4 protein-coding genes and 1 pseudogene are annotated in these 6,708 nt (G+C 65.2%); 4 read left to right on the forward strand and 1 reads right to left on the reverse strand.

What is annotated here, in order from left to right; genetic code table 11:
• Nucleotides 1–36 precede the first annotated feature (36 nt).
• Together ABD923_RS18730 and ABD923_RS18735 are read left to right on the forward strand one after the other, a co-directional pair.
• Entirely contained in the window at nucleotides 37–630 is a 594-nt protein-coding gene (locus tag ABD923_RS18730; protein ID WP_259555021.1) for a type IV toxin-antitoxin system AbiEi family antitoxin domain-containing protein, read from the forward strand.
• Nucleotides 623–1,645, forward strand: a complete 1,023-nt coding sequence (locus tag ABD923_RS18735) for a nucleotidyl transferase AbiEii/AbiGii toxin family protein (RefSeq protein ID WP_259555020.1) — start codon at nucleotides 623–625, stop codon at nucleotides 1,643–1,645. The genes ABD923_RS18730 and ABD923_RS18735 overlap by 8 nt, the downstream gene beginning before the upstream one ends.
• A 21-nt stretch (nucleotides 1,646–1,666) precedes the next feature.
• Here the strand turns inward: ABD923_RS18735 and ABD923_RS18740 are convergent, their stop codons facing one another.
• A complete protein-coding gene (locus ABD923_RS18740; protein WP_259555019.1) occupies nucleotides 1,667–1,963 on the reverse strand; it encodes a hypothetical protein in 297 nt (98 codons plus the stop codon).
• Nucleotides 1,964–2,139: 176 nt separating this feature from the next.
• Here ABD923_RS18740 and ABD923_RS18745 point away from each other — a divergent pair, with 176 nt between their 5' ends.
• Nucleotides 2,140–6,510: a strawberry notch family protein gene (locus ABD923_RS18745; RefSeq protein ID WP_259555018.1), complete on the forward strand. Its 4,371-nt coding sequence runs from the start codon at nucleotides 2,140–2,142 to the stop codon at nucleotides 6,508–6,510.
• A 3-nt stretch (nucleotides 6,511–6,513) separates the two neighbouring features.
• Nucleotides 6,514–6,708, forward strand: a pseudogene (locus ABD923_RS18750) (DNA primase); the annotation flags it as partial.

Genomic DNA, 6,708 nt, shown 5'->3' on the forward strand with positions numbered 1-6,708 from the left:
CAGAAAACTGCGTATGTTTCTGACAAAGGAGCGATCATGGAGCGCATGGCCGAGAGCATTATGAATGTCGCAACGACGTTGCCGGAGGGGGTGCCCTTGGCAGCGAAGGGGCTTTTGCATTTCGGCTCGCGCGCGGCGGTCGATCAAACGCTGTCGCGTCTGGCTGCGCGCGGCGAGTTGATCCGAGCAGGACGCGGCATCTACATGCGCCCCGTCCAGACACGCTTTGGCCCGCGCAGTCCGTCCGCTGAACAGGCGATTGAAGCGCTCGCTGTGCAGCGGGGCGAGACGATCGTGCCGAGCGGTGCTGCTGCAGCAAACGCTCTGGGCCTCACGACACAGGTGCCGGTCAAGTCGGTTTACCTCACCTCAGGGCGAAGCCGTGTGCTGAACCTTGGCCGGCAGGCAGTCGAACTGCGTCATGCGCCGCGCTGGCAGTTGACCCTTGGCAACAAGACCTCCGGCCAGGTTGTTCGGGCTCTTGCCTGGCTCGGGCCGGATGAGGCTCCCAAGGCCCTGCAAATCCTGCGATCCAAGCTCACGGAGACGGCAAAGACTGAGCTGATGTCCGCCGCGCCGCAGTTTCCGACTTGGCTGGCACGATTGGTCGGAGAGATGGTCCATGGCTGAGGCATTCCTGCGCCTCGACGCCAAAGACCGGCTGGATGCTCTTGGTGTCGCGGCCGATCGGCTTGGCCGGCCAGCCCACCTCCTCGAAAAGGACGTTTGGGTGGTCTGGGCGATCCAGCAGCTGTTTGGATCGCCCATTGGCACAAACCTCGTCTTCAAGGGTGGCACCTCTCTGTCGAAGGCCTACCAGGTCATTGACCGGTTTTCCGAGGATGTGGATCTGACCTTCGATATCAGAGCGCTGATCCCGGATCTGCTTGGGGGCCGTGAAGACGCCATGCCCGCCACATCCAGCGAAGAGCGGCGCTGGTCGAAACGTGTCCGACAGGCCTTGCCTGAATGGGTGGCCGGGACCGTCCAGCCGATCCTGCAGCAGGCGATGGATCGGGAAGGGATCGATGCCGGCCTTCGGATTGATGGCGACAAGCTGTTCATCGACTACCCGCACCTCGCGCGCGGCACGGGATACGTTTCTCCGAGCGTGATGCTGGAATTCGGTGCGCGTTCTACAGGAGAGCCCGCATCCCCACGCGATATCGTTTGCGATGCCGCGTCGGTGATCGCAGGCGTGGAGTTTCCCATTGCCCGCCCGCGCGTGATGCATGCGGAACGGACGTTCTGGGAAAAGGCGACAGCGATCCACGTCTTCTGTTTGCAAAACCGTATGCGAGGGGATCGCTTTTCTCGCCACTGGCATGATGTCGCCCGGTTGGACGATGCGGGCATCGCCGCTGCGGCCATCCAAGATCGCGCGCTTGCGACCGCTGTCGCCCGGCACAAGACGATGTTCTTTGCAGAGAAGGCGGCGGATGCCACGTGGATCGATTACGGCACCGCAACCTCTGGGCATCTACAACTGGTCCCAGGCGGCGATGCTCTCAAGGCTCTCGCTGACGATTATGGCCGGATGGTCGAGGACGGCCTGCTTGCATCAACACCAGAGCCTTTTGGCGACTTGATGGACCGCTGCGCGGACATCGCGCGGACGGCCAATGCAGCGTTCAAGCCTGACTGACCATCTTTCGGAAGATTCCCGCTACTTATTCCCGTCGATCCATTTCGACATCAGTCCCTTGTCGCGGAAGCATTCATCCGGGACGGCGCGCCGTTTGATCCGGGCGAGTTTCTCCGCGAAGGCCACCTGCTTTGAGGTCGGCAACCGATCCATGTCGGAGACTGGTTTCAGCTTGGCCTGCGCCTCGATCCAGGCGCTGAGCGACTGGCGGTCCTGCTGAACTTCCCAGGGCAGGAGGGTGTTGTTGCGCAGGGCGAGCGACCGCGCATAAGCGATCTGCTTGGCCGTCGCGGGCAGGGCATGCGTGGTGCTGTTCATCGGGAACCCCCTTTCTGGCTTGTTCCTCAATTTAGAACATAACAAGAACAAAATCAAGCCAAGTGTCCGGGGTGCGGCGGTTCGAGAGGGAAAGGAGGGTCGGGGAAGATCAGGCCTGAGGGTGCCCGAGAGAGGGCGTCCGGGCCTGTCCCTGTCCCTCATTCCGGAGTTTCCCGATGACCTATCTCGCGCCCGTTGCGCCTCCCGTTCCTGTTCCATCTCGCGATCTCGCGCCCGCGCCCGCGATACTCGCCGTGGCCGAGGCTCTGCAGCCCGATCTCGCCCAAGGCTTCCAGATCGACGCGCTGCGTCTGCGACTTGAGATGGAGCGCGCCTTTGGCGGCTCCGATGCCGATGGCGCCTGGGATTGGAAGCTCGCCTATGAGGCGGGCGAGGTGGCGCTCGTCCTCTTCCTGCGGAAGTTCGGCCGCGCGCTGCTCGCCCGTGCCGGCTCGCCTGCGGCGCTGCTACCGATCTTCGCCAAGGTGGCGGGCCTCTTGCCGACGCATACCCGGCGCTCGGAGGAGATGGAGCGCTTCCAGCAATTCTCGACGCCGCTGCCGATGGGGCTGGCGGCGATGGTTGCAGCGCAGATCACGCCCCGTGACCTCGTCCTCGAGCCTTCGGCCGGGACAGGGCTTCTGGCGATCCTCGCCGAGGTCACGGGTGGCAGTCTCGCGCTGAACGAACTCGCCGAGACCCGCGCCGACCCTCTGCGTCACCTTTTCCCGGGGCGTCCCGTCACTACCTTCGACGCAGCACAAATCGACGATCATCTGGACGCAGGCCTTCGCCCGAGCGTCATCCTGATGAACCCGCCCTTCTCCGCGGTGGCCAATGTCGATGGCCGGACGACCGAGGCGACGGCCCGGCATCTGCGCTCGGCCCTAGCCCGGCTCGCGCCCGGCGGGCGTCTGGTGGCCATCACGGGGGCGGGTTTTGCGCCTGATGTCCCGGCTTGGGCCGAGACCTTCACACGCCTGACCGAGACCGCGCATCTGGTGTTCACGGGCGCTGTGTCCGGTGCCGCTTTTGCCAAGCATGGCACCAGCTTCGAGACCCGGATCTCGGTCTTTGACAAATGTCGCGGTGGCGAGGCGGGCGGCATCACAGCCGATCTGGCGCGCCCGATTTTGCCTGATGTCGCCAGCCTGCTGTCGCTGATCACTGCCCACGTCCCCCCGCGCCTCGCGCTGGCGCAGGTCGCACCAGCCCGGCAGGGCGCCACTTCCCCCGTCCCGGGAAATCCTGCCCGCACCACGCGCAAGGCCATCAGCACATCGCGCGCCACGCCAGCAACACCCCCCACCAACACCGCTCCACAGATCGAGGCCGCAGACCTTGCCTATACCCTGCGCGGTCCGACCGAGGACGGGGCAGCTGGTATGCGCCTATCGGATGCCATTTATGAGACCTTCCGCCTGCAGGCGATCGACATCCCTGGCGCTGCCCCGCACCCGACCAAGCTGGTCCAGTCCGCGGCGATGGCTTCGGTCGCGCCCCCGAAACCTTCCTACCGCCCGAAACTCCCCGCAGCCGTTCTGCGCGACGGCCTGCTTTCCGACGCCCAGCTCGAGACGGTGATCTACGCGGGCGAGGCGCATGGCGCCTATCTCGCCGGTTCGTGGACCGTCGATGAAACCGGCGATATGGTCTCGGCCGCGCCCGACGATGCCGCGGACGCCGTGCGCTTCCGTCGCGGCTTCTTCCTCGGCGATGGCACGGGTGCAGGTAAGGGCCGCCAGTCGGCCGGGATCCTGCTCGACAACTGGGCCCAAGGCCGACGCAAGGCGCTCTGGATCTCGAAGAGTGACAAGCTTCTCGAAGACGCGCAGCGCGACTGGTCAGCACTGGGGCAGGAGCGCTTGTTGGTCACGCCGCTCTCGCGTTTTGCACAAGGCCGCGACATCCCGCTCTCCGAAGGCATCCTCTTCACCACCTATGCGACACTGCGCTCGGAAGAACGCGGGGCCAAGAAGTCCCGCGTCGACCAGATCGTCGACTGGCTCGGGGCGGATTTCGACGGGGTGATCTTGTTTGACGAAAGCCATGCCATGGCCAATGCTGCAGGGTCCAAGGGTGATCGTGGGGACACCGAGGCGTCCCAGCAGGGCAGGGCGGGTCTGCGCCTGCAGCACAAGCTGCCGAATGCCCGTGTGGTCTATGTCTCGGCCACGGGGGCCACGACAGTCCACAATCTCGCTTATGCACAGCGGCTTGGGCTTTGGGGCGGGGAGGACTTTCCCTTCGCGACGCGGGCGGAATTCGTGGAAGCCATTGAGGCCGGTGGCGTCGCCGCGATGGAGGTCTTGGCCCGAGACCTGCGGTCTCTCGGCCTCTACACTGCCCGCTCGCTCTCCTATGACGGCGTCGAATACGAGATGCTCGAGCATGCGCTGACCCCCGAGCAACGCGGCATCTACGATGCCTATGCCGGGGCCTTCGCCATCATCCACAACAACCTCGCCGCCGCGATGGAGGCGGCGAACATCACAGGCGACAGCGGCACGCTGAACCGCCATGCCAAGTCAGCCGCGCGGTCGGCATTCGAGTCCGCCAAGCAGCGCTTCTTCGGGCATCTGCTAACCAGCATGAAGACCCCCACACTGATCGCGAGCATCGAGGCCGATCTCTCGGCAGGCCATGCGGCCGTCATCCAGATCGTCTCGACGGGCGAAGCACTGATGGAGCGCCGCCTTTCTGACATCCCCACCGACGAATGGAACGACATCCGCGTCGACATCACCCCGCGGGAATATGTCTTGGACTATCTCGCCCATTCCTTCCCGGTGCAGCTCTACGAGCCTTTCACCGACAGCGAGGGCAACCTCTCCTCCCGGCCTGTTGTGCGGGATGGCCAACCGGTGGAATGCCGCGAGGCCGCCCGCAGGCGCGACGCGCTGATCGAGAAACTGGCCTCGCTGCCGCCCGTGCCGGGCGCGCTCGACCAGATCGTCCAGCGTTTCGGCATCGACCTCGTGGCTGAGGTCACGGGCCGCTCGCGTCGGATCGTGAGGAAGGGCGAGGGTCCTGCCGCGCGCCTCGTCGTCGAAAGCCGGGCTGGCTCGGCCAACCTCGCGGAAACCGCCGCCTTCATGGATGACCAGAAGCGCATCCTGATCTTCTCAGATGCCGGGGGCACGGGGCGCAGTTATCACGCGGATCTCGGGGCCAGGAACCAGCGCTTGCGGGTTCACTATCTGCTGGAGCCGGGCTGGAAGGCCGATGCCGCCATCCAGGGCCTTGGGCGCACGAACCGCACCAATCAGGCGCAGCCGCCGCTCTTCCGGCCAGTGGCCACCGATGTGAAGGCGGAGAAGCGGTTCCTCTCCACCATCGCACGCCGCCTCGACACGCTCGGCGCCATCACGCGCGGCCAGCGTCAGACCGGCGGGCAGGGGCTGTTCCGGCCCGAGGACAACCTCGAGTCTCCCTATGCCCGCGACGCCCTGCGCCAACTCTACCGCCGCATCTATCGCGGCGATGTGGCTGGCTGTTCGCTCGGGGCCTTCGAGGATGCCACCGGCCTCAGCCTGACCGATGACAATGGCCTCAAAGACGACCTGCCGCCGATCACGACCTTCCTCAATCGCCTATTGGCCCTGACGATCGACATGCAAGCCGTGCTGTTCTCGGCCTTCGAGGAATTGCTCGACCAGCGCATCGAGGGGGCAATCGCGGCCGGGGTTTATGACCTTGGGCTCGAGACCCTGCGCGCCGAGAGCTTCCGCGTCACCGATGCCCGGGTGATCTATACCCATCCGGGTTCCGGTGCAGAAACCCAGCTCCTCACCATCGCCGAAAAACGCCGCAACACGCCGACGTCCCTCGCAGATGCGCTCGACTGGCTCGATGACCCGAAGGCGCGGCTTCTGGTCAACAGCCGCTCGGGCCGGGCAGCCGTGCAGGTGCCTGCCACAAGCCTGATGCTGGATGATGGCACGATCGAGCCGCGGCTGAGGCTCATCCGCCCGACGGAGGCGAGCACGGTTCCGGCCAGAATGATGGACGATACCCATTGGCTCGAGGCCGACCGCGCGGCCTTCGCCGCCGCCTGGAATTCCGAACTGGCCGAGGTGCCGGAGTTCAGCGAGTCTACACTGCACATCGTGGCGGGCCTGCTGCTGCCGATCTGGAAGCAGCTCCCCCAGGACGAAACCCGCGTCTACCGCCTGCAGACCGACGATGGCCAGCGCATCATCGGTCGCCGCGTCTCGCCGTCTTGGGTCGCGACCACGCTGGCCGCTGACGCGCCGCAACTCACGGCGGCGCAGGTCCATGCCATCGTTCTGGAGGGCAAGACGGTCGTGCGGCTCGCCGAGGGGATGGAACTCCACCGTTCACGCGTCATGGGCGTGAACCGGATCGAGCTCTCCGGCTTCACTGATGCCTCCAAAGACCGGCTGAAGGCCGATGGCTTCTTCTCGGAGATAATCAGCTGGAAACTGCGTCTCTTCTGCCCGGCGGACTCGGGCGGCATTGCCGTGCTGGATCGTCTGCTTGCACGTTGTCCTGTAACGGGACTACATGCACGAGGAGGGTGTTGATCCATGTATTCCGAGACTGAAGAGGTGATCCGAGCCCTCGCAGAAAACGCCGAAGGCGTCTGTCGCGCTTACCTTCCCGCCGGTCGGCGGGAAGGGTCCTACTGGATCGTAGGCGATCTGCAGAACAACCCTGGCCGGTCGCTCTTTGTGCGGCTGACTGGACCCGCCTCAGGGCCGGGCGCGGCCGGCAAGTTCACC

This window comes from [Roseibacterium] beibuensis, assembly GCF_039542305.1.
Lineage (GTDB): Bacteria > Pseudomonadota > Alphaproteobacteria > Rhodobacterales > Rhodobacteraceae > Roseibacterium > Roseibacterium beibuensis.